Genomic DNA, 23057 nt, shown 5'->3' on the forward strand with positions numbered 1-23057 from the left:
AACGAACCGCGTGAGTTCAGAGCCGATTGCGTCGCAACCATCGCCCTACGGCGTTTTGATTTGTGGTCATGGGAGCAGGAATCGCTTAGCGGTTGAGGAATTTGAACGTCTTGCGATCGGCCTGCGCAGGCGCATGAGTCCTATTTCTGTTGAACACGGGTTTTTGGAATTCGCCAATCCAATCCTTAGGGATGGTTTGGATCGCTTAAGAGAGCAAGGGGTGGAGCGGGTCTTGGCGATTCCGGCCATGTTGTTTGCAGCAGGCCACGCCAAAAATGACATCCCTTCTGTGCTGAACACCTATAGCGCTGAAACGGGATTGGAGATCGAGTACGGAAGAGAACTAGGTGTTGATCGATTGATGATTGCAGCCGCAGGAGCTCGGATCCAAGAGGCGTTGGATGCCAATCCAGACGTTCCTTTGTCCGACACCATGTTGGTGGTTGTAGGACGAGGGTCATCGGACCCCGATGCCAATTCCAACGTCGCCAAGGTCGCGCGGATGTTGGTGGAAGGGTTTGGCTTTGGCTGGGGCGAAACCTTGTACTCCGGAGTGACGTTCCCGTTGGTGGAACCAGGGCTGCGACATGTGGTGCGCCTTGGTTTTAAGCGCATCATCGTGTTTCCCTATTTCCTGTTTTCTGGTGTTCTTGTGACCAGGATCCGCCAGCACAGTGAACGCGTCGCTAACGATCACCCCGAGGTGGAATTTGTGCATGCCTCCTATCTCGGAGACCACGCAAGGGTGCAAGACACGTTTGTAGAGCGTGTCGATGAGGTTCTTGGTGGTGAGACAGCGATGAATTGCTCACTCTGTAAATACAGAGCACAAGTGCTGGGTTTTGAGACTGAGGTGGGCCTAGCGCAGGCCAGCCACCATCACCACGTGGAGGGATTGACCGATGGCTGCGATCTGTGTGAGCTCGAGTGCACCGGTGCTTGTCAGCCCGATGGTGTCCCGATTCCGCTGGGGGGTGGGCATCACTCTCATACGCATGGAGACCACTCCAATGACCATGACCATGACCACTCCCATGACCATGGGCATCACCCCTACCCCCATGCAGAGCATCCCTTAGGTCCCAACACCCTTCGTGGTCGCCTTGCGGATTCAAAGACGGACGCCTCTGAACCATGAAGATCTGCTCAGATCACCCTCTTTTTGACGAATTCGTCTCAGGCAAGTCCAATGAGACTTGTGAATATAAGCGAGGCTAATCAATCAAGTTTTGAGCTTATTGTTCCTCTTTTTTCCACAGATATTGCTTCGTTTTCCACCGGCTTTTGACTTGAACGTGGCTCGTTGCTGAGGGCCTGTGGGTTTTCCAATTTTGATTCAATTGAACTTGACACGAACTTGGAAGGCAGTTTGCGGTTTGAAAAACTGCTCCATGATTGTCGAAAACCATTGGGCTGGAACGATTCTCAGAAGTGCCTCTCATGAGACCACTTGATTGCTTCGACTTTGACGGTTACCCACATCGTGTGTCTTCCTAGGTGGAGTTCACCGCTGAGGATTTCCCCCACTCCATGGATCGATATCACCTTGAGCATTGCGATACCTCTTTGGCTGAATCACTCAGTGACGTAGGACTTTCATTGGTGAGCATGGAAGCAGAAATCCCCGAAGTGCTTTATCGCGGAATGAAAGATTTCATTGGGTTAAATCCCCGTTGGGATCAATATCGTCTGCTTAGTTCTGCAATTGCTCAATTTTTAGTTCAAAACGGTTGTACTGATCGTGCAGTCACAGAACGCTATCTCGACGATCTTTTCATGCGTTCTCAGGTCTGAGCGCCTGCTGGCAAGCTCTTCTCGTAATGGCCATCATCGTCAATGTTGGGCTTTGCCACGCTGAAGTGGTCCAACACGAGCCATCAACCACTAAGACGTTCGGACAGCGCCACAGGCGATTCCAGGCATCCACAACACTGTGATTTTCATCATTGCCCATCGGAGCTCCCCCGAGCTCATGCACGTAATAACCAGGTGGAGGAGCGCCTGCTTTCATGGCTTCCATGTTGCCGACTATGGGTTCGATCAGCGGCATCATGACCAGATCGGTTAGGGGTTGAATCTCCCCTCCCCCGAGGGCAACAGCCTCATTCATCAAGGCGTGCATATGAGCCACCATTGCTGTCTCGTTCGTTCCCCATCGGCAGCTGATATGTGGGATGGGAACTCCCCAGCGATCTACTGTTTCCGACAACGTGACCCTGTTCTGATCGGAAGGAAGCACTTCCCCATGACCAATCAGAAAACCCAAACGGCAGTCAGGATTTCTTTTTAACCACGAGGGTGGATCGAAGCGATTGATCGCTCCCCAAAGTCCATACCCCCTGGAAAATGGCAGTAAGCCATCGCGTTGTGGTGGAAGACTTCCAAAGGGAAGGAAAAAACTTCCGGCCCCCGACAACTGGCTTGAGGGATCAAGCTCTTGAAGGGATTGACGGCCACTCCTGCTTGGAACTTGAAAGAAGCGGCACGTTGAGACGTGATCCATTAAGTGCCGCCCCAGGCTTGCTGAGGGATCTTGAAAGCCTCCATGCGTCGTTGAGTGTTCTGAGAGCAATAGAAACCGCAGTGAGGCAATGGTGGAAGCACAGAGAACGACTAAAGGTGCCTCCAGCTCAATGCGCTCCCCGTTGCTTTGATCGATGACAACCACTCCGCGGGCACGATTTTGATCCCTATTCATCACGAGGCGTTCTGCCAGGTGCCCTGACAGCATCTCTACGCGTCCAGTGGAAAGGGCCGCTTTGAGGCTGCTGCCAGGACTGCTTGATGGCGGCCATGGGCACTCTGCCGATGGTTGATGGGCGGAAAAACCGCGTGAGTGAATCATCTGGATATCAGCCGAGTTCTGGAGGGCAGCAGCCAGCTGTTGTTCTTCTGGGGTGAAACTCAGGGGTGGTGTGGTGCAACCATCTGGGAGCTGCGTCAGTCCGTCTCTGTTGCCATGCACAGCAAATTGCTTCTCCAGAGCGGAATAGTGCGGATCTAGATCTTGATGGGAAATAGGCCAGGAGTGCCCATAGCCATCCCGATCTGCAGCCTTGAATTCCAGATCCGAAAGTCGCAGGGTGATTCCACCCCAGGTCAAACTTCTCCCGCCAACTTGGCGCCCTTGGGTCCAGAGAAACGGTTGCCCTTTTGGGGTGGAGTAGGGGTAGCGCCGTTCATCGGCATAAAGAAGTGGATTGTGTTTCCAGTAGCCGGGATGTTGTGCTTGTTGTCGATGCTGACCGCTGAGAAGACCACGGACGCGCCTCAGGCTGTTGGTCGGTTCGCCCCCCAGGGCTTCTTGGGCGCTCAGGTCGGGGCCTGTTTCCACCACCAAGACGCGAACCCCAGCTTCCGCCAGCGTTTGTGCTGCCACACCTCCTGTCGCACCTGAACCGATCACAATGGCTTCGAAGGGTTTCAGTGGCACAGCTCAAGCGATGACCTGTTCTTAGTGTCCCTCTTCGTCAGCTGATCGTTTGAGCGGCGTGGATGTCAATAGTTCGATGATTTAATCAGCTGATTGAATTGACATGGTTTGAGGGCCCTGATATGCCTAAGTAGCTATAAGTCTGATGAGTCAGGAGTGGTTCAAACTGTTAGTCATGATGGGGTTCTTGATGTAATAGATGAAGGCTTTCTCGGTCTTGATTGCTGATGATCATTGAGGATTTAAGAGAAATTTTTGTTGGATTAATTGGATTATTTGGGATTAAGTATTGAGTAAATGATAGTCTGACCCCAATGTTTTTAGTCTGCTTTGTTTTGTGGCTGTGTTTGTCAAATGAACTTTTGTTCGGAATTCCTTTTAGGTTTTGTGAAATCCTCTTTCTAAGGATGCCAGTTTTGGCACGATTCTTTAATTCTAAAAGTATTGAGAGATTCAGGCATCAAAAAACCCCTCATAAAGAGGGGTTTTGATTTGGTGGCGGGGGGGAGATTTGAACTCCCGACCTTCGGGTTATGAGCCCGACGAGCTACCAGACTGCTCTACCCCGCGTTGACTCCAAAACTATACAACTTGGGGTTCGCAACTCCAGCGATTGTGGTGGTTTACGCGCGTAGTTCTCCCTTCACTTCAAGTCTCACTCCTGGACCCATGATCAACATCTTGTCCTCCAGATCGTCCAGGCTCCCCTGCGTGATCCAATCAAGTTGGCGCAGGAGGTGGAGTGCTACAGCCTGTTTGGCACGGCGAGAGCCGTCTTCCACTTTGATCGCCACTCCTAGGCCATCGCCTGTTCTGCTCAGACACTGAACGCCTTCAGCGCCTCCTTTGCTGATCACTTGCTGATGCGAGCGAGACATGAGCTCAGTGTCGAAGCGGCCTTCTCCGGCAACAAGCTTGGGGTTCGCGAGCATGGCTCGGCTGATTTGCTCAAGCTCGGCATGGCTTGAAGCGCCGAGATGGGCATAGAGCAAGGCCATTTGCGAAAGTTGCAACAGCAGGGTGGGAGCACCGCAGTCGTCGCGCTCTGCGACGAGTTCCTCTGCAGGCAGTCCAAGGAATTCCCCAACGCGTCGATTGATCTCTTGTTGCAGAGGATGGTCACCTTGCAGATAACTCTCCAATGGCCAGCCCATTTTTCTCGATGTGGCAAGGAATGCAGCATGCTTCCCTGAGCAGTTGTGCTCCAAGGGACTATGACCCCATCCAGGTATGGGGCACTGGAGAGAGTCTGTTTCTAATTGGGCGTTCCAAAGCAGTCGGAACGCTTCCCTGGCATGTTCAGCAGTTCCGGCATGAGAGGCGCAACTAATCGCCAAGCCTCGATCGCCAAAGTCATAGTGTCCAGAGGCCCCGCTGCTGATAGCAGGCAAGGCTTGAAAGGGTTTAAGGGCTGATCTCACGAAGGTTTCATGATCAGCGTGTCCAGCTTTCATCAGGATTCTTCCCTTTGAATCACAGACAACGGCATGAACTCGATGGACAGATTCCACCGATGAACCTCTTTTCAGCACGACCTCAAAAGCAGGACAGCCTGAATGTCTGGAGGATCTGCCGTAGCCAGGAGGAAGTGTCATACAGGGAGTTTTAGAGAAGGAAGGTCAGCAAAGTCACAGGACCTGACAGAGGCTGGCTCCACCAAGAATGAGCCCCGTTGTTGTGGCCATGGCTCTGCCTAGCCGTCCTAGGATTGGGCGAACTTCATGTTGAGCAAGCAGCAGATCTCGCTCGCGCCAAGACAAGGGTTTTTCCCAAACTTGACCGTCATACCAACCCGATTCTTCGTATTCAACGCGTTCAGAAAGAAGCCGCTTGTGGACGTAACTCCAACCCAACCATTGGCGTACCAATAACAACATTGGCAAAACGAGCCCAGAAACAGCACCTGCGAGGACGAGACGGATTGGATCGTGTCTCAAACTCAAACTACCGCTTGCAATCAGAACCGTGAGAGGAACGACCAGGAGCCAACTGAAGAGCAAAGCTTTGTCTAAATCAATTTGTCGATGACGCGGCCAGCCAAAAAACCACGATTGGCTCAACTGGGTGAACTCTTCCTGAGGACGTTGGTCGGGAGGTACAGGACAGGAGATAGTCGCAGCCATACGAACAGGTCTCAGTGGCCTACCGATGTTTCAGGCGCTAGATGGGGACGGCGTTCACCGTGACTCCAGAACGCTTCCAAGTCGTAGTAGCTGCGTTCGTGTGATTGCAGGATGTGCACAATCAATTCGCCGTAATCGAGCAGTGCCCAGCGGCCTTCGTTCATCCCTTCTTTGCGTAAAGGGAGTCGTTTGGCTTCTTCTTCAAGACGGTCTTCCACGGATCGGGCCATTGCCTTGACTTGAACGTCGCTCTGACCGCCTGCAATCACCAGCCAATCGGCAAGGCTCGAAACCTCATCAACCCGAATGAGCTGGATATCGACACCCTTGCGATCGTCGCAAGCATCAGCTGCAAGCTCTGCCAGCTGTTCACTATCCATAGACGTTCTCGCTGGTCACAGATTGTTTGGAGCCCTGTTGCTGAGCCATTTCTGCCCTGGCTTTGCCTGCACTTTTGCGAAGTGCCTCAAGACGATCCTCGTAAAAGCTCCTCTTTTTCTTTTTGCGTGTTTGTTCCACCAAATCCTTCAGTGCTCCACCCAAGCTTTTGTAGGCATTCGGAACGCTGTAGCCGAATCGGCAAGCCAGATCAATCGCCCGCTCGTCTGCCGAGATCGCATCACGAAGGCGTTTTTCGGCATTATTTTTTAAATAAAGGCGATAGCCAGCAAACCCAGACAAGCCAAGGGCCATCAACAACAGCAGACCGTCTTGGACCCAAAGCTCACCAATCGCACCGCCAAGGCCGATGGCTAGAGCAGCCATTTCCCAACCATCTCTAGGAATGGTGTCGTTTTGGATCCGACCCACCTCGTGCCAAAACAGCAGGTTTCTGTGATCAAGCGCAAAGCTGTCCCAAAGATCAAGATCCACCTGAATCTCGACCTCATCTCTGCCGATCTCTTCAAGAGTGATCAAAGCAGGTTCCACTGCAGCAGCAGCTTCCACGAACACCCAGCTCTGCATCTCTGGTGGCAGCAACCCTTTCAGTCGCTGGAGCTCACTCATGGTGGATTAAGCACTCCTTTCCCCCAACGCTAGCGACCAACCGACCCAAAAGGTTGCTGATGAAATCTTTCAAGGGCGCCACATGGGAGTATTGGCTGGTTTGGCTGTATTGAAGGCCCATGCCCCGGCGGAACGATCTTCGTCGCATCCTCCTGTTGGGTTCCGGACCGATTGTGATCGGACAGGCCTGCGAGTTCGACTATTCAGGAACTCAGGCTTGTAAAGCCCTGAGGGCAGAAGGCTATGAGGTGATCTTGATCAACTCAAATCCGGCCTCGATCATGACGGATCCGGAAATGGCGGACCGCACCTACGTCGAGCCGCTCACCCCGGACGTTGTCACTCGTGTGATTGAACTCGAGCGTCCCGATGCGTTGCTCCCCACAATGGGAGGGCAGACCGCCCTCAATTTGGCGGTAACGCTTTCCAAAAATGGAACTCTGGATCGGTTTGGTGTTGAACTGATTGGTGCTGATCTCAAAGCGATTCAAAAAGCGGAAGACCGGCAGCTGTTCAAGCAGGCGATGGAGCGCATCGGTGTAAACGTTTGCCCCTCAGGAATCGCATCTAATTTGGAAGAAGCGGAAGCGGTTGGTGCTTCGATTAGCAGCTATCCGCGCATTATTCGACCTGCCTTTACGCTCGGCGGAAGCGGCGGAGGAATCGCTTACAACCCCGAGGAATTCAGCGCTATTTGCAAGACCGGTCTTGATGCCAGTCCTGTTTCTCAGATCTTGATTGAGAAATCTCTGCTCGGTTGGAAGGAGTTCGAGCTTGAGGTGATGCGTGATCTGGCAGACAACGTTGTGATTGTTTGCAGCATTGAGAATTTGGATCCAATGGGGGTCCATACCGGTGATTCGATCACCGTTGCACCGGCCCAAACGCTCACTGATCGCGAATATCAAAGGCTAAGAGATCAATCGATCGCGATTATTCGTGAGATTGGTGTGGCCACTGGGGGAAGCAATATCCAGTTCGCCATCAATCCTGCTGACGGCGAAGTGGTGGTGATTGAAATGAATCCAAGGGTGAGTCGCTCTTCTGCGCTAGCGAGTAAGGCCACTGGATTTCCGATTGCCAAGATCGCTGCAAGGTTGGCAGTGGGGTACACCCTTGATGAGATTCTCAACGACATCACTGGTAAGACACCAGCCTGTTTCGAGCCCACCATTGACTACGTGGTCACGAAAGTTCCGCGTTTTGCATTCGAAAAGTTCCGTGGATCTCCCGCTGTTCTTACAACAGCGATGAAGTCGGTTGGTGAGGCGATGGCCATTGGTCGTTGTTTCGAAGAGTCGTTCCAGAAAGCCTTGCGATCACTTGAGACTGGCCTGTCCGGATGGGGAGGTGACCGACCTGAGCCAGTGTGCTCTAAAACGGATCTTGAACGCTCATTAAGGACACCATCCCCCGATCGGATTTTGGCTGTCCGTAGCGCAATGTTGTCAGGTATGACCGATGTTCACATTCATGAACTAAGCCATATTGATCCTTGGTTTCTTGCAAAATTAAGAGGATTGATTGTTGCTGAGTCTGATCTGTTGATGGGTAAAAGCCTTGAAGATCTTGATGAGACAGCGTTGTTTAAGCTCAAGGTGTTGGGGTATTCCGATCGGCAAATTGCCTGGTTTGTTGATAGTAAAGAGCTGGATGTGCGCGAACGTAGGGATCAGTTGGGTGTGACGCCTGTGTTTAAAACAGTCGATACCTGTGCCGCTGAATTTTCGTCTTCCACTCCTTATCACTACTCAACCTATGAACGTCCCCTTCTTCGTTTGAAGCCAGATGGACAACTACAGCCTATGGCTCCATCCACTGAGGTTGTTCCTGAAACGAGACCCAAATTGATGATTTTGGGTGGTGGGCCTAATCGAATTGGGCAGGGTATTGAATTCGATTATTGTTGTTGTCATGCTTCTTTTTCTGCTCAGGATCAGAATTTTGCGACGGTGATGTTAAACAGTAATCCCGAGACGGTCTCGACGGATTACGACAGTAGTGACCGTCTTTATTTTGAGCCTCTAACGCTCGAAGACGTCTTGAATGTGATCGAGGCAGAGCGGCCCAATGGAGTGATTGTTCAATTCGGTGGGCAGACACCTCTCAAGCTCGCGTTGCCTCTCTTGAATTGGCTCACCACGCAGAAGGGGCTGTCGACCGGTACCCAGATTTGGGGAACCTCGCCAGAATCCATCGATCTTGCGGAAGATCGGGAGCAGTTTGAGGCCATTCTTCGGACACTTGAGATCCGTCAACCCCGCAATGGACTAGCCCGAAGCGAAGTGGAGGCACGGTCGATTGCTGAGAACGTTGGCTATCCCGTTGTCGTTCGCCCTTCTTATGTCTTGGGTGGGCGCGCTATGGAGGTCGTGTACGACGAGGCCGAGCTCAATCGCTACATGAAGGAAGCTGTTCAAGTTGAGCCAGATCATCCTGTGCTCATTGATCAGTACTTAGAAAATGCGGTTGAAGTTGATGTTGATGCCCTTTGCGATAAGGAGGGAACGGTTGTGATCGGTGGGTTGATGGAACACATCGAGCCTGCAGGAATTCACTCCGGAGATTCAGCGTGTTGCTTGCCTGCCATCTCCCTTAGTGAAGAGGCCTTATCTCTGATTCGCCGTTGGAGTGAGGCATTGGCGGTCACATTGAAAGTTCAAGGACTGATTAACTTGCAATTTGCGGTTCAAAGAGCTGCAGATGGGGGCGAAAAAGTATTCATTATCGAAGCTAATCCTCGTGCCTCTCGCACTGTTCCCTTTGTGGCCAAAGCCACAGGTGTGCCTTTGGCACGCCTTGCAACACGTTTGATGGCTGGTGAAACGTTGAGCCAGGTTGGTTTGCTGAAGGAGCCTGCCCCTCCTTTGCAGACCGTGAAGGAAGCGGTGCTTCCTTTTCGACGTTTTCCTGGGTCTGATTCTCTTCTTGGCCCCGAGATGCGTTCGACTGGAGAAGTGATGGGTTCTGCCTCCGATTTCGGTATGGCTTTCGCCAAGGCAGAACTAGCGGCAGGTGAAGCGCTTCCAACAACGGGAACTGTGTTTCTTTCTACCCACGATCGCGATAAGCCAGCTTTGGTGCCTGTGGCGCGCCAGCTCATCGGATTGGGTTTCCAATTGATCGCAACCTCTGGAACCGCTCAAGCGCTTCGTAAGGAAGGGTTGCAGGTGGAGTCCGTTCTCAAAGTGCATGAGGGACGGCCCAATATTGAGGACCTCATTCGTTCTGGCGGTGTGCAGTTGGTGATCAATACACCCATTGGACGCCAGGCTGCGCACGATGATCGCTACTTACGCAGGGCTGCTCTCGATTATTCCGTTCCGACCCTCACTACCTTGGCTGGTGCGCGTGCTGCTGTAGAGGCCATTGAGGCCTTACAAACTCGAACAATCGTGATTCATGCTTTGCAAGACGTGCACGCATCGCTTTCTGGCCAGTAGGGTTTTAAAAGCTTGCTGTTGATCCCTTGACTACGACCTCCGCGACAGTGATTGCTCCAGGCAGCGATTGCCGGGATGCTTTTCGTGCTGCTTATCAAAACCGTTACACCTGGGATTCAGGATTTTCTGGATATTCAGGTCGCTGCATTTGGCTACAGGGCGATCGATCTGTTGAAGGAACCTTCCGTGTTGGCGCTGATTTAAAAGCCAAGGTTGAGGGGGTCTCTGACCCTGAAGTTGAAAAGGCGTTTGCCTCGCAATTGTGGGAAGTTTGTATTCATCGTGTGCGTCGTACATTTGAACAGACCCATTCTGAAAATACATTTACCGCTGGCGATTGCACCGATGAAGGTCTCGAAGTCATCATTGGCGGAAAAGGTCAAGGTGATAAATATCGAATTAAAGATGATGTTGTGACGATGGTTCACCGTCACATTCATGGAACCGTGGTCACGATCCACACCATGAGTACAACTGATACTGGGGAGGGTTATCTAAGCCATACCTACACCAGCGAATATGCAGATCCCAAAACGGGTGAGCCAAAAGGTGGAAAAAGCACGTTCGAGGATCAGTTCGCTCCCCTTCCAGGAAATGGGCCTTGGACCCTTGCCTCACGTCGCATCACTACGGCTGCCGGCGCTGGCTCAGAGGCCTCTGAGCAGATGTTTTTGTTTGAAGACTTGCAGCCTCTGGCGTAACACGCCAAAAGCTGGGCATACTGCCCATAGCTTTTGATATTTAGTGAATTCTCTGCTTTCTGCAATTAATGGCTTCGTTTGGGGGCCGTTTACCCTTTGGTTAATCGGCCTCACTGGCTTGTATTTAATGTTGGGGCTGAAATTTCAGCCCCTACTCCGTATTGGATTTGGTTTTCGCGAAGCGATCGCATCCATCCGCAGTAGCAGTGGTGATGGTGATGTCAGTGCCTTTAAAAGTCTGACGACTGCGTTAGCTGCGACGATTGGCACGGGAAATGTTGCAGGCGTTGCAGGAGCAATTGCGGTTGGTGGTCCTGGGGCAGTGTTCTGGATGTGGCTGATCGCCCTTGTGGGTATGGCTACGAAATATGCGGAATCACTGTTGGCAGTTCATTACCGCGAAGTGGATGAGCTTGGTGAGCATGTAGGTGGTCCGATGTATTTCATACGCAATGGACTTGGTAAAAACTGGGCATGGATGGGTTGGTTGTTTGCCTTCTTTGGTGCCCTTGCTGGATTTGGGATCGGTAATGGGGTTCAAGCCAATGCGATGGCTGAAGCCTTGCAAGTGTCGTTTGGGATCCCACCGTTGTTGACCGGCATCGTCGTCGCTTCGATCACCCTGGCGGTTCTGATTGGAGGAATTGAGAGGATTGGTCAGGTCACTCAGATTGTTGTACCTGTGATGGCAGCTGTGTATGTCATTGGAGCGCTAGTCATTCTCGTCGCCAATCTGGATCAGATTCCTGGAGCCTTTGGTCTTATTTTTTCCAATGCCTTCAATGGAGAGGCAGCTGCTGGTGGTTCACTCGGCGTGGTGATTCAGCGCGGTATTGCGCGTGGTGTGTTCTCGAATGAGTCAGGTTTGGGCACAGCGCCGATTGCTCAGGCTGCGGCAAAGCCAGGTGATCCTGTTCTTCAAGGCTCTGTGGCGATGATTGGAACGTTCATCGACACCATCGTGATCTGTTCGATGACAGCTCTTGTGATCATTATTAGCGGTTTGTACTCCCAGGCGGATTATGTTTCAGGGGCTCAAAATGTATCTCTCACAATCAATGCTTTTGGAGCTGCACTTCCTGGTTTTGATTGGATTGTTGTTTTCGGCACAATTTTCTTCACGTTGACAACAATCTTGGGATGGGGTTACTACAGCGAGAAGTGTCTTGAATATATGGCTGGGGTGAAGGCAATTCGCCCTTTCAGGTTTGTATGGGTTGCTGTTGTTGTCTTTGGTGCTGTGGCTTCAGGAGGTGTGATCTGGACGATTGCCGAGATTCTTAATGGTCTGATGGCTATCCCCAACCTGATCGGATTGCTGTTGCTTTCCCCAGTCGTATTCCGATTGACACGTTCCTACGACTTCAAGACTCGTCAACAATCAACCACAATCAGTTGAGGGTTTTGCTGGTATCGCAATGTCATTCAGATTGTTGATTCCTTAGCAATTTGTCTGGAACCAACACCAGTTTTCTTTCTAATAAAACAGCCTCCCGGCAAGACCAGGAGGCTGTTTTTGTGTGAAGAGACAGACTCAGACAGTTGAAAGATCAGGCTGCGTTCTCTAGAGGCGTGACGTCCTTGAGTCGTTCGTTGAGCTGCATGGCCATTGACTGGCGTCCAACGGCGAGCACTTTGAGGGTGTCCTCATGCATACGGAGTTGGGCATCAGCAACCTGCATTCCTCTAACGAGCTCTTTGAGATCATCTGGGAGCTTATTGAGGTCGTAGCGTTTGCCTTCAAAAGTCAGAATTGGATTCTGGTCTTGGGAAACGGAAGAGCTGGTCATCAATGGCAAGCAAATGCCAAGATCCTATTGGCTGGTGCGTTGGTTGAAACCATTCATTCGTTGATGCGGATGAATTGTCGTTCGCACAGTTCTCGATATCTGCCGCCCTGACTCATCAGATCGTCATGGCTGCCCTGTTGGCTAATTCGACCATGTTCAAGAACAACAATGAGATCGGCTTCTTGAACCGTTGCCAAACGATGGGCAATCACAATCACGGTTCGACCCAGCATGGCTTGCTTGAGCCCAAGTTGAACAGCGGCCTCCGCCTCTGCATCAAGGGCACTGGTCGCTTCGTCCAATAGCATCACAGCTGGATTTCCAAGCACTGCCCTCGCAATGGCAATGCGCTGTAGTTGTCCGCCTGAAACGTTGGTGCCTCGCTCTTGAAGACGGGTGTTGTAGCCGTCTGGAAGACGGATGATGAAGTCATGGGCGTTGGCAAGCTTTGCAGCTTGATGGAGCTGTTCCTGCGTGGCCTCTCGGCCAAATCGTATGGCTTCCGCGATCGTTCCAGAAAACACGCTGCTGCGTTGGGGAACAAGAGCCACTTGTTGTCTCAGGTCGCGCGCGCAGACCTGGCTGAGATCTTTGTCGTCAAAAAGAAGCTGACCTTGATTAACGCGATTAAACCGCAGGAGTAGAGAAAAAAGCGTCGTTTTTCCAGCGCCTGAAGGTCCAACGAGGGCCACCACCTGTCCGGCCTTAATGGAGAGGTTGAAGTCTTGAAGAACGGGTTGGCCTGGTATGTAAGAGAACTCGACTTGATCGAAGGTCAAATTTCCCTGCAGGCGACCAATAGGAATCGACGGGACAGGATCTGCCGGTTCCGAGGGTTCCTTTTCGATTTCACGCAAACGGCGCAGTGAGGATTGTCCCTGCTGAAATTCGTTGTAATTCGCAGTGACATGGGCGATTGGATCGATCAGCAGCACCAAGCCAGTGAGGTAGCTGATCAGTTCAGGGACTGAAAGATCACCGCTACTGATTCTGATCGCTGCTAAGACCAGGACTGTGGCGAAACCCAGGACCTCAATGATCCCGACTACGGGATGTTGGAGGGCAACAAGGCGATAGGTGTTGTAGCGAGCTTGCCGGTGCTGATCGATTTCTTCTTCAAAACGGCGTTCCAACCAGGGCTCTGCGGCAAAGGCACGGACGAGAGGTAGCCCTTCAATGGCCTCTCCCAGCAGACCTGCCAGTTCACTGACCTTTTTTTGACTTCGTTCAGTAGCGATCATCACCCTTGCCCCAAACAGGCTGATCAGCCACGCAACAAATGGGGCGAGGAGCAGGATCGCAAGCGTTAATTTCCAGTCAAGCCAAAGCATGTAGCCAAGTACAGCCACCAATTGCAGAGCACTTGGGATGCTGTCGTGGAGAGTTTTGTAAATCACCTCGCTCACACGATCAGCATCTTCTGTGAGCCGGTAGGTGAGATCCCCGGACGACATTTTCTCCAAGGCACCGAGCTGCACCTTCTGAAGCCTTTGAAAGAGGTCTCTTCTCAGTGACTGGCTGACTTGTAAAGCGGGTCCTGCAAGCAGAGAGTCTTGGCCAAATTGTGCCAGTTTTTGGATCGCGAAGACCAACAGAACGAGTCCGATGACCGGGAGGATTCGCTTGAGATCACCCGATCCCACATCGGGCAACAGCCTGCCCATCAGTCGCATCAACACCAGTTGGCTGCTGACAAAAACCAGCATGCAGAGAGTGCCGATCGTCAGCAGTCGCCTGTGAGGTCGCAGCAGTGGAATCAACCTGCGGAATCCCGCTTCTGATGGCTTCAGCATCAGGTCAGACTATCAATGGCGATTGGACCGATTGGTGCAGGAATGAGACTTGATCAATTCCTTAAATGGATGGGCTGGGTCGCGACGGGTGGAGAAGCCAAGTTGAGGATTCAGGGGGGTGACGTGTCCGTGAATGGCGAGCTTGAGCAACGGCGTGGCCGACAACTGAAAGCTGGTGATCGGGTCCAAATGGGTGTCGACTCTGCCGAAGTTTCGGATTCTTTTCAGGCTGGGCACTAAGTTGTCAGCTGCTGAGCTGCAGAGGAAGGAAGCGTGCGCAAACCGGTGATTGCTGGCAACTGGAAAATGCACATGACCTGTGCGCAAGCCAAGGCCTGGATTGGCACGTTTCTTCCCCTGATTGAAGAGCTGCCCAATGACCGACATCTGGTGGTGGCGCCCCCGTTTACGGCGATCAGCACGCTTGCTGAGCTGAGCCAAGGAACCCGCCTTGAACTGTCCAGCCAGAACGTGCACTGGGAGGGAGAGGGCGCTTACACCGCTGAGATATCCCCGAGCATGCTCAAGGAGCACAACGTCCAATATGCAATCGTTGGCCACAGTGAGCCTCGCAAGTATTTCAGCGAGAGTGATGAACAGATCAATCACCGGGCTCGATCAGCTCAAACCAATGGCTTAATCCCGATTGTTTGTGTCGGTGAAAGCGACGAACAGCGCAATCGGGGTGAAGCGGAGCGGGTCATCCGTCGTCAGGTTGAGCAGGGCTTAGAAGGTCTGGACCCCAGCCAGCTTGTTGTGGCCTATGAGCCGATCTGGGCGATTGGTACCGGTAAAACGTGTGAAGCCAGTGAAGCCAATCGCATCTGTGGATTGATTCGTAGCTGGGTTGGCTCACCAGATTTGATCATTCAGTACGGGGGGTCGGTGAAACCAGGCAACATTGATCAGTTGATGGGCATGAGTGATATCGATGGGGTCTTGGTTGGCGGTGCCTCCCTGGATCCTGAAGGTTTCGGGCGGATCGCGAATTACATCAAGAGCTGACGGTCGATGCGCTGGCCGAAGGATTGGGGCACGCGCACTGCCGTGATGGGAGTGATCAACCTCACTCCTGATTCCTTTAGCGATGGTGGTCAATTCAATCAATTAGAGAAGGCATTGGCTCAGGCATCGCGACAGATCGCTTGCGGGGCTGATTGTTTGGATCTGGGAGCTCAAAGCACCAGGCCTAATGCCATGGAAGTGGGAGCGGATGAGGAACTCAAGCGTCTCTTGCCAACGCTGAGGGCGATTCGTGCAGCTCACCCCAAGGTTTTGATTTCGGTTGATACCTTTCTTGCGAGAGTCGCCAACAAGGCTCTTGAGGCTGGTGCTGATTGGATTAACGATGTCAGTGGTGGACGACGTGATTCAGAGATGTTGTCTCTGATTGCCGATGCTGGCTGTCCATTTGTTCTGATGCATAGTCGCGGAACCAGCCAAACGATGGATCACTGCACGGATTACGGAGACCAAGGCGTTGTGCAAGGTGTGTTAGGCGAATTACGAGCAGCAACAAATTGTGCATTGAAGGCCGGCGTGCATTGTGACCAGTTGCTCTGGGATCCAGGTCTTGGCTTTGCCAAAACAACGGCACAAAACCTCACCCTGCTCCAACAGCTCGACACACTCGTGGCTGAGGGCATTCCTCTCTTAATAGGACCCTCGCGAAAACGTTTTATCGGGGCTGTCCTGGATGAACCAAGAGCCCGTGCCCGACTTTGGGGAACGGCAGCGGTCTGTGCCCGGGCTGTGGATGCTGGTGTGGCGGTCTTGCGTGTGCACGACGTAGGACCTATTCACCAAGTGGTGACCATGGCCTCAGCGATTGCATCGGATCGCTAGAACAGTGGACTATTGACATGTGTTGACCATGAGTGAACCAAGTCTCACTCTTTTGTACGACGGTGCTTGTCCGCTGTGTCTTCGTGAAGTCAGGTTTTTGAAACGCCGAGATCTACACGGAAAACTTGCGTTTGTCGATATCGATCAGTCTGCATATGATCCTGACCAATGGCAGGGAATTAGTTATCGAAGTGCGATGGCTCGCATTCATGCCATTCGCTCTGATGGAGAGATTCTTAAGGATGTGGCAGTGTTTCGAGAGGCATATCGCTGCGTTGGCCTTGGTTGGATCTATGCACCAACCCAATGGCCCCTAATTGGAACTTTGATTGATCAAATCTATGCACTATGGGCTGCACAACGTTTACGACTAACTGGGCGTGCAAGTCTCAATGAATTATGTCAATGCAAACGAAACGAACCATAAGACCCTCTTCATACGCAAGAAATCAAACCACATCAACAAACAGTTTTGAGGGTCAACTGATAAACAAAGCATTTTCTAAGGATTCTTGAATCTGCTTAAACATTTAGCATGCGATTGATTATCAATTTGGTAAAATTTTATAGTCAAAGGACTTATTTAAATAACAAACTGACCGTATTCATTTAGCTGTAATCTGGCAAAAAAATCTGTTAACTGACGATTGATGGCATTTTGAGCGACAAGTATATCACCAATACGACCACCATTAATACGTTGATGTTCAAGAGCTCGTTCTACAGATGATTGGGAGACTAAACCGAGATTTGAAAGTCTTTCGCCAAGCTTTAAAGAATTAAAATCTAGACTTGCAAGGCTTTTTGTCAGAAAAAAATCAAGTATTTGGAAAGGGATATTCAAATTAAGTCGAAGAAATTCACCAAATCTTTGTGTATTTGAATATGGCTGAAATTTGTCGAGTAGTTCTTCAAGGTCTTCTTCAGAAAGCAAACCACAAAGAACTAACTTTTCCCCTAAAGCCTGAGAATTAAAATTACTTGATTGGTTTTCCTTATGATCATCAGAAAGGCTTCCTGAGACCAATTCAGGCCCTTCAAACTTACTTTGAACCAACGAATCATTAGATAAGAAAGAATATAATCGATTAGGGTCTAAGCGTGTCGTTCCAAACTCCTGAATAATGAGCTCTTCAATAAATGAAGACTCCGTGTAGGGGGCTACAATAGAAAAATTGAGGGGAAATGAATGACCATAACCTATAACCTCTACGCGAGTCACATCACTTTTTAGAAGAAGTTTAACGGACACGTATTTTTATTTTAAAATCATAATATAACGATAAGCCCGTTCTTGTTTGGTGAAAAAACACTGAGAAGAGCATGAGTGATGCCTAAGTGACTCATAAATTTAGAATTATAGTATAATGAAAATTCAAAAAAATCCTTCAAAATGTAAGCAATTCGCACTTTTGGGGTCAACTTAGTAGTGACAGCGTAAAAAAAGTCACTAAAATAAATTTCAGATGCATCCAATGGTTATCTGTGAAGCAATTTATTTCTAATCTAAAAAGATATTTAAAAAATAAACAACAAAAATACAAGAATTTGTTGTATGAGTTGTATCATCATCAATACTTTCAGTCTTTAAAGCAATTCAGTTGGAATAAGTATCGAATTGGTCAAATAGTTATAGCTTCTATCTTGATCAATCTATTAGAGCTCTCAGCGCCTATTTATATTAATATTGTTTATTCAGTAATCCTTCCTAGACGAGCAACTGAAAGCTTGATCGTTCTGACAATTTTAGTTGTTGTTTTAATGACAATATCAGTTTGGTTAAAGATAATGAGACTTGATTTAGTCGGTGAAGACAGTGCAAGAGTTACCCATGAGAAACGAGTCAATGCAATTCGTCACTTTGTATCGATTCCGATTCGAAACTTTTTAGAATCATCTCCTTCAGAACATATATCGAGATTAAACAGCATTAATTTATTGAAAGATAATTCAGCGTTGCAATCATTGACAACAGTCATTGATTTGATTTTTTCAATTCTATTTATTCTGATTTTATTTGCAATCGGTGGAATACTTGTTTTGCCTGTTGTGTTTGGTATTACTGTATTCTTTTTCAAGTCCTTATCGTTTGCTAATGACTTTGAAGTTGTTAGTAAAGAGCAGGATCAACTAGAAATCAATCGATTAAATACTCAGATTGATACTGTTGATTCTGCCGACCTCATTAAAGCCAATGGATTGAATACCCAGTATTTAACCTCTCTAGAGCCCTTACAGGAACGTCTGTCTTGGCGAAGAATGAAAAACAATCAATATCTTTTAAAACATCAAGCCTTCGGAAACCTAGTGAGTCAAGCAACGCTTGCAGCAGTCGCCACTCTCGGTGCAATTTTAGTGATCAACGATCGTTTGTTGGTTGGTGCTTTAGCTTCAGCAATTTTACTCATCGGTAAAATTTTCAACCCTTGGCAAAGACTTTCCACGTTATGGAGCAGTTACAGAAGCTTAGTGCATTCACAGGATGAATACCAAGCACTCATGAGTACACCCATTATCGAGATCAACAATATGAAATCTACGAATACCATCTCACCAACGGACTCGGGCAGTTTCACCATTACAACATCAGAACTTGGCAGGCTAGATATCTATCAAAATGAAAGCAATTGGATTAATTCTAAGTCTAATGCTATTGAGATAACAAAGATGTTTGAAAACATTGTTCTGGCAGACAACGATCAAATAATTCGATTGAATGATATTCCTCTAAGTGAATACTCTGGAACTGAAGTTATCAATCAAATAGCGTATGTAAATCCGTCTTTTAGATCTTTTGATGGTTCTTTAATGCAAAATTTAAGTTGCTTTCAGCCTTCAAAGTACAAACGAAGTGCTCTTTTCTGGTCATATTTACTCGGGATTGATGAAAAGATAAAAACTCTTCCCCTGGGGTACGAAACTATCATTGGAAATCAGATGGGTTCAGGCTTAACTGCGGATGATGAAAAATTACTCCACATTATTTCTGGCTTGTCTAAAAATCCGCTGCTTCTTTTTATTGATTTAAATGGATGTACGTTTGGAAAGTCTTTCATAGAAGGCTTGCAGACGATCATAAACTGTTGCAAAGGCCGTACAACATTAGTGATCTCAGGTGCAAGTCCGGTTCTGGGAAAAATATGCAATCAAACGATTCAACCATTATTAGCCACTAAAGTTGGAGGTGTCCAATGAAAACTTCAATTGAAAATTCCAAAACACTGGGACATTCAGAAAACAAACCACTGATACGAGATCTATCTCTTAGTCCTGATTTACCCCTTGTCTTTTGTATCAGGCTCCTTTTACAAGAAATTGAATGGACAGGTTCAATTAACGAGATCGCGAATCTCATTGGAAGAAATCCAGAGGAAATGGATCTTGTAGATGCAAGAAATTTATTTTTACGACTTGGTTATAATTCTCAACTTAAAAACCTTACAGATTTTAAATCAATCAATATCCATACATTACCAGCTTTATATATTGACCCTAGCAATCAACCCTTTGTTCTATTTACAGAAAATCAAGGTTTAATTGTCGCAGGAAATGCAAAAGGTCGATTTGACATTAACAATATTGAGCCTGGTGGATTACTTTTAATTCTGGATGAAATAAATTTCAATGACGAAGTATCATTTATCAAAAATATAGCCTATCGATTCTCCAATAAAATTACTTTGCTTTATTGGATTAGTCTTGGGATATCATTGCTTGCTTTATCATTGCCACTTTATTTGCGTGCAATTTACAATATTGCCATTCCAGGCGAAGCATTGGTCTCATCATTATTGTTATTCTTTGGAATTGGGGCTTTATTTATCCTCGAATTCAATATGCGTCAGTGGCGCTCAAATTTAATCAGTCAGATGGCTGGAAAGCTTGATTCATTATTTGGAATGAAAGTCACTCAGAAATTTTTAGGCCTTGATTACTCTCAAATCAAGAGTATCAATCTAAGTAACTACAACACGAGGATAAGAAATTTAGATGCAATGCTAAATTACCTAAAAGGACCGTTGGCTCTAGCATTACTTGATTTCCCTTTTATCATCATTTATTTAATTGCAATCGGGCTTATTGCTGGAAATCTTGTTTTTGTTCCAATTGTTATTATGCTGATAAGTGGTTCGATAATTGTAGTTTTATCGAAGTATTATAGCGGTGCCGAAGAATTAAATATTAAAACAAGTGTTGGTATCTTGCAGGCTCAGTTGGAAATTGTTAGACGATTTAAGGAAATAAAACTTTCGCATCTTGAATTGATCTGGATACAACGTATCCGAGCTTTATCTGGTGAAAGTACTAAAAGTGGCTTGGTTCTTAATAAACAAGCAGGTGTTCTACAGATATTAACTTCAACCTCGTCTCAAATGGCTGGTACTCTTACTCTTGCTGTTGGGGCTTGGATAATGTTTACTAGTCCAGCAGGTAATAATGTACTTGGCAACTTAATTGCTGCCATGTTTATTGTGTGGCGTGTTTTTACTCCTTTTCAATATTTAATGAATGCATTGCTTCGTTTTGATACCATTAGTAAGCAATATGGTCAGCTTGATCGCTTCCTAAAACTAAGAAACTATTCTCCTGTTGCAAGACCAACTGTCAATACAAAATCAAGTTTATACGGTTCAATTCAATTGGATTCAATATCTTGTCGTATTCCTACCACTTCACGGCTATTATTGGCCAAAATTGATCTTAGATTTGTTCCTAGTACCATTTATGCAATAACTGGTAAATCAGGATGTGGGAAATCAACATTGCTTAACGTCATTGCTCAACTGTATCCAATTGCAAATGGTAATCTTTCGTTTGACGGTAAAGATTATCGTCAGTTTACGAATGAAGATATACAGAGTAATATTTCATATGTAATGAATAATAGTCAATTTCTCAAAGGAAGCCTATGGCAAAATTTAACAGCAATGAATCCTGATGCATCCATAGATGCTGTTAAAGAAATATGTGAAATGATAGGCATTTATGATTATATTGAGAATCTTCCAGAGGGTTTTGATACTTATTTGGATAATGACATGAGTTATTATTTTCCTGTCGGAGTACAAAAGTTGATGAGTTTGGCTCAGGCTTTGATTAAGGACTCACCCATTCTACTGATTGATGATATTAGTCAAGGTTTGACCCCTATTCAATTTGAGGCAGTTGTTAATGCGCTACCTCGGATAAAGCAATGCAGGTTTTCAAGAAAAGAGCGATGTATCATCATGACAACATCTAATAATAAAATGCTTGGATTAGCTGATAATATTTGCATTATTGATAAGGGTGTTTCTACATTCCAGGGTACACAAAAAGAACTTGAAATGATGGTTCATTCTAAAACCTAGCCTTTTAATTAATTCTCTGACACTACTTCACTCGCTTGCAACCTTTTTCATGGCAAACTCTACTTCAAATGGATTCACCCCAGAATCGAGTTCAAAGGTTTCCAATTCAGCTTCACTTTTTAGCAAACTTCCTGGTTTGTCAGCATCAGACTCTAATGCATTGATAGGTAGAAATAGATTGGCTCAGGCCTTAGAGCTTGAAGATCCGCAGGATAATTTATTCGTTAAAAGAAGCCTTTATGTGTTAGGCGCAGCAGCTCTTATTTTCTTCCCATGGGCTGCACTAACGCCCATCACCCAGGTTATCGAAGCTTCTGGTGAAGTCATACCTCAAGGTTCCGTTAATATCATTCAACATTTAGAAGGTGGTATTGTTTCGTCTGTTAACGTTAAAAATGGTCAGTCAGTCAGAAAGGGAGATGCTTTACTTCAATTAAACCCACAAATGGTAGGTAGTGAATTTTCTGCTACAAAATCTAAGTTGGATGCTCTCATTATTCAGCAACAACAGCTTCAAGCTGCAATTCGTGGAGACGATGTATTGCCCAGACAAAACAATATTGATGGTTTTAATGAAAGTAAGGTAAGTGTTGCGCAACAGAATCTTCTTACTAGCCGATTAGAGAATGCATCGGATCAATTGAAGTCTGCTAACGCTGTTGTTGCTGAGAAATCTGCGGAAATCAATGGTCTAAATAAACAGTTGAAACTACTAATTGAAGAAAGAGATATGTGGGCCTCACTGACAAAAGATGGTGCAAGCTCAAGGCTTCAACTTGTCAATGCTCAAGCAAAAGTTGAGGAAATTCGTGGTGCACGTAATGAGGCGACAAAAGCATTTGCTCAAGCAAAAGCTAACCTTCAAAGCCTTCAATCAGGCTTAGCACTCGAACAAAATTCAGAAATAGCATCCTTGGTCAATGAGGAATCAGTTGTTGCAGAAAACATCAAGAAAGTCCGTTTTCAACTTTCACGAATGGTTGTCAAAGCACCAGTATCAGGAACAGTGAGTGACCTTCGTTTTTCTGCTCCCGGAGCTGTCGTAGCACCTGGAGCGGTGGTTGCGTCGGTTGTACCAGCTGGCACCACAAAATTAGTTGAAGCTCGAATCCCATCACAGGATATTGGTTTTGTTCATATCGGACAAGATGTCGAGGTTAATCTTCAGCCTTTTGATTCATCCATTTACGGCACTATTCCTGGACGTTTGACGTCCATTTCTGGGGATACTGTTCAAAATCCTGATGACCGTCAATTTTATTACAATGCAATGATTGAGCTTGATCGGCAATACCTTGATTCCTCTAATCAAAAATACCCTGTACAGGTTGGAATGCCCGTCGTTGCAGATATCAAAGGGCAGCGAAGCAATGTTCTCCAATACTTATTCCATCCTTTTGTTCGGACGATCAATGGAGCGATGCGTGAATAGGTCAATCCTGAAATTCTCAGTTTACTTTCAGCTCTTTAGATCCATTGCTGTACAACGACTTTCGGCTTATCGCTGGTCTTCCCGCTGACAGTTCAAGGTCGCATGCTTTCTGAAGATGATCTGCGATCTAAATAGCTA

Annotated in this window: 20 protein-coding genes and 1 tRNA gene; 12 read left to right on the plus strand and 9 right to left on the minus strand. The window is 47.7% G+C overall.

The window, feature by feature from the left end:
- The first annotated feature begins 10 nt into the window (after positions 1 to 10).
- Positions 11 to 1138 carry a sirohydrochlorin chelatase gene (locus tag SIC18_RS08585; protein ID WP_413429335.1) on the plus strand — a complete coding sequence of 376 codons (1128 nt, stop codon included), beginning with the start codon at positions 11 to 13 and terminating at the stop codon, positions 1136 to 1138.
- A 392-nt stretch (positions 1139 to 1530) separates the two neighbouring features.
- A complete protein-coding gene (locus SIC18_RS08590) occupies positions 1531 to 1794 on the plus strand; it encodes a DUF2811 domain-containing protein (RefSeq protein WP_048348108.1) in 264 nt (87 codons plus the stop codon).
- Here SIC18_RS08590 and SIC18_RS08595 read toward each other — a convergent pair.
- The 6 genes from SIC18_RS08595 to SIC18_RS08620 form a co-directional block, all read right to left on the minus strand.
- Positions 1775 to 3433, minus strand: a complete 1659-nt coding sequence (locus SIC18_RS08595) for a GMC oxidoreductase (RefSeq protein WP_048346351.1) — start codon at positions 3431 to 3433, stop codon at positions 1775 to 1777. The two genes, SIC18_RS08590 and SIC18_RS08595, sit on opposite strands and share 20 nt — an antisense overlap.
- Positions 3434 to 3926: 493 nt before the next feature.
- A tRNA-Met gene (locus tag SIC18_RS08600) sits at positions 3927 to 4003 on the minus strand.
- A 53-nt stretch (positions 4004 to 4056) separates the two neighbouring features.
- Positions 4057 to 5028, minus strand: a complete 972-nt coding sequence (locus tag SIC18_RS08605) for an asparaginase (RefSeq protein ID WP_048346352.1) — start codon at positions 5026 to 5028, stop codon at positions 4057 to 4059.
- Between the two features lie 33 nt (positions 5029 to 5061).
- A complete protein-coding gene (locus tag SIC18_RS08610) occupies positions 5062 to 5556 on the minus strand; it encodes a CGLD27 family protein (RefSeq protein WP_048346353.1) in 495 nt (164 codons plus the stop codon).
- An 11-nt stretch (positions 5557 to 5567) separates the two neighbouring features.
- The gene (gene rsfS / locus SIC18_RS08615; RefSeq protein WP_048346354.1) at positions 5568 to 5936 is read right to left on the minus strand and encodes a ribosome silencing factor; all 369 of its coding nucleotides are present in this window, start codon (positions 5934 to 5936) and stop codon (positions 5568 to 5570) included.
- On the minus strand, positions 5929 to 6564 hold the full coding sequence (locus tag SIC18_RS08620) for a DUF3318 domain-containing protein (RefSeq protein ID WP_048346355.1): 636 nt from the start codon (positions 6562 to 6564) through the stop codon (positions 5929 to 5931). Before SIC18_RS08620 ends, rsfS begins: the two co-directional genes overlap by 8 nt.
- Positions 6565 to 6683: 119 nt before the next feature.
- Between SIC18_RS08620 and carB the strand changes: the two genes are divergently transcribed.
- Genes carB through SIC18_RS08635 form a run of 3 tightly spaced genes read left to right on the plus strand, consistent with a single transcriptional unit; the run spans position 6684 to position 12107 of the window.
- Positions 6684 to 10007, plus strand: coding sequence for a carbamoyl-phosphate synthase large subunit (gene carB / locus SIC18_RS08625; RefSeq protein ID WP_048346356.1), 3324 nt, complete (start codon positions 6684 to 6686; stop codon positions 10005 to 10007).
- A gap of 26 nt (positions 10008 to 10033) precedes the next feature.
- Positions 10034 to 10708: a DUF3386 domain-containing protein gene (locus tag SIC18_RS08630; RefSeq protein WP_413429337.1), complete on the plus strand. Its 675-nt coding sequence runs from the start codon at positions 10034 to 10036 to the stop codon at positions 10706 to 10708.
- Positions 10709 to 10751: 43 nt separating this feature from the next.
- Positions 10752 to 12107 carry an alanine/glycine:cation symporter family protein gene (locus SIC18_RS08635; RefSeq protein ID WP_048346358.1) on the plus strand — a complete coding sequence of 452 codons (1356 nt, stop codon included), beginning with the start codon at positions 10752 to 10754 and terminating at the stop codon, positions 12105 to 12107.
- Positions 12108 to 12258: 151 nt separating this feature from the next.
- Here SIC18_RS08635 and SIC18_RS08640 read toward each other — a convergent pair whose 3' ends face one another.
- Positions 12259 to 12498 carry a DUF6447 family protein gene (locus SIC18_RS08640; RefSeq protein WP_157028564.1) on the minus strand — a complete coding sequence of 80 codons (240 nt, stop codon included), beginning with the start codon at positions 12496 to 12498 and terminating at the stop codon, positions 12259 to 12261.
- Positions 12499 to 12551: 53 nt separating this feature from the next.
- Positions 12552 to 14291, minus strand: a complete 1740-nt coding sequence (locus SIC18_RS08645) for an ABC transporter ATP-binding protein (RefSeq protein ID WP_048346360.1) — start codon at positions 14289 to 14291, stop codon at positions 12552 to 12554.
- A gap of 15 nt (positions 14292 to 14306) precedes the next feature.
- On the opposite strand from SIC18_RS08645, the gene SIC18_RS08650 reads away from it, so the two are divergent.
- From SIC18_RS08650 to SIC18_RS08665, 4 genes are read left to right on the plus strand one after another with little or no spacing between them, the layout of a single operon-like run.
- Entirely contained in the window at positions 14307 to 14531 is a 225-nt protein-coding gene (locus tag SIC18_RS08650; RefSeq protein ID WP_048346361.1) for an RNA-binding S4 domain-containing protein, read from the plus strand.
- Between the two features lie 33 nt (positions 14532 to 14564).
- Positions 14565 to 15296, plus strand: a complete 732-nt coding sequence (tpiA, locus tag SIC18_RS08655; protein ID WP_048346362.1) for a triose-phosphate isomerase — start codon at positions 14565 to 14567, stop codon at positions 15294 to 15296.
- Positions 15297 to 15302: 6 nt separating this feature from the next.
- A complete protein-coding gene (gene folP, locus SIC18_RS08660; RefSeq protein ID WP_048346363.1) occupies positions 15303 to 16136 on the plus strand; it encodes a dihydropteroate synthase in 834 nt (277 codons plus the stop codon).
- A gap of 28 nt (positions 16137 to 16164) precedes the next feature.
- Entirely contained in the window at positions 16165 to 16563 is a 399-nt protein-coding gene (locus SIC18_RS08665; protein ID WP_413429339.1) for a thiol-disulfide oxidoreductase DCC family protein, read from the plus strand.
- A gap of 156 nt (positions 16564 to 16719) precedes the next feature.
- On the opposite strand, the gene SIC18_RS08670 is transcribed toward SIC18_RS08665, so the two are convergent.
- Complete coding sequence (locus tag SIC18_RS08670) at positions 16720 to 17388, minus strand: hypothetical protein (RefSeq protein WP_048346365.1); 669 nt, start codon at positions 17386 to 17388, stop codon at positions 16720 to 16722.
- A gap of 233 nt (positions 17389 to 17621) precedes the next feature.
- On the opposite strand from SIC18_RS08670, the gene SIC18_RS08675 reads away from it, so the two are divergent.
- Genes SIC18_RS08675 through SIC18_RS08685 form a run of 3 tightly spaced genes read left to right on the plus strand, consistent with a single transcriptional unit; the run spans position 17622 to position 22919 of the window.
- Positions 17622 to 19331, plus strand: coding sequence for an ABC transporter transmembrane domain-containing protein (locus SIC18_RS08675; RefSeq protein WP_413429340.1), 1710 nt, complete (start codon positions 17622 to 17624; stop codon positions 19329 to 19331).
- Entirely contained in the window at positions 19328 to 21487 is a 2160-nt protein-coding gene (locus SIC18_RS08680) for an ATP-binding cassette domain-containing protein (RefSeq protein WP_413429341.1), read from the plus strand. The genes SIC18_RS08675 and SIC18_RS08680 overlap by 4 nt, the downstream gene beginning before the upstream one ends.
- A gap of 49 nt (positions 21488 to 21536) precedes the next feature.
- A complete protein-coding gene (locus SIC18_RS08685; RefSeq protein WP_413429342.1) occupies positions 21537 to 22919 on the plus strand; it encodes an HlyD family type I secretion periplasmic adaptor subunit in 1383 nt (460 codons plus the stop codon).
- The last annotated feature ends 138 nt before the right edge of the window (positions 22920 to 23057 follow it).

The sequence above is a fragment of the Synechococcus sp. Cu2B8-bc1011 genome (assembly GCF_047302735.1).
In the GTDB taxonomy this organism is placed as follows: domain Bacteria; phylum Cyanobacteriota; class Cyanobacteriia; order PCC-6307; family Cyanobiaceae; genus Synechococcus_C.